This window comes from Pseudomonas sp. CAU 1711, from assembly GCF_039888625.1.
Taxonomy (GTDB): Bacteria; Pseudomonadota; Gammaproteobacteria; order Pseudomonadales; family Pseudomonadaceae; genus Aquipseudomonas.
On record NZ_JBDQQT010000044.1, the window covers coordinates 1 to 1,024 of the forward strand.

At 70.5% G+C, this 1,024-nt stretch carries 1 pseudogene; it reads right to left on the bottom strand.

From position 1 onward, the window contains the following. Positions 1–1,024 (bottom strand): annotated as a pseudogene (locus AAFN46_RS20575) (hypothetical protein); the annotation flags it as partial.

Consider the following 1,024-nt stretch of genomic DNA (forward strand, 5'->3'; position numbering starts at 1 on the left):
GCGCAGTTGTTCCAGGCGGCCCTCGGCGCGCAGGCCCTCGGCCGTGGCCAGGGCATAGCGGATGCTCTGCTGCAGGCGGCCGCTGGCGTCGTAGCGGTTCTCGCGCAGGTAGCCTTCGCCATCGAGCACCGCGAGCACACGGCCGTCGGCGTCGTAGAAGGTGCGGCTGATGCGCTCGCCGTTCTGGCTCTGGATCTGCTGGCCACGGCCGTCGTAACGGTAGCTGGTGACATGGCCCAGGGCATCGGTGCTGCTGCTCAGCCGGCCGGCCTCGTCGTAGGCGTAAGCCGTGGTACGGTCTTGCGCACTGCTGGCCGGGCGAATCTGGCCGACCAGGGTCTTGCTCACCACCCCGCCGCTGTACCAGGTGCGGGTGTCGACCAGGGTGGCGTAGCGGGTCTCGCTGCTCTTCTGCCCGGCGGCGTTGTAGCGGTACTCGGTCACCGCGCCCAGGCCATCGACCCGAGCGCTGAGGCGCCCGGCCTCGTCGTAGAAGGTATAGGTACGCACGCCAGTGGTGTCCTGGCTCATCACCAGGCGCCCGGCGGCGTCGTAGGCGTACTGGGTCAGGCGAGGCGCGGCCAGGCTGGCGGCGCTCTCCGTCAGGCTGAGCAGGCGGCCCTGGGCATCAAAGGCCTGGGTCGTGGTCAGGCCGGCGCTGTTGCTCACCGCCAGGGTGCGCGCGGCGCCGTCATAGGCGTAGGTGCGGGTACCGCCGGCATCGCTCTGGCTGAGCAGGCGGCCCAGGCCGTCGTAGGCGAAGCTGCTCTGTTCGACGCGGGTGCGGCTCGCGCCGCGCAGCACGAAGCTGTTGAGCAGCTCGCCGCGCTCGCCGTAGAGGTACTCGTTAATGGTGGTCGTGGCATTCAGCAGGCCGGCACCGCTGGCATCCACCTGGGCGTAGCGGGTGCTGCGCTGCAGGTTGCCACGGTAGTCGTAGACCAGCTCGGTCAGGCTGCTGCGGCTCAGATCGCGCGCCGCCGCCCAGGCGTTCAACTGCGCTTCGCTCGGGCCGGCCTCGGCC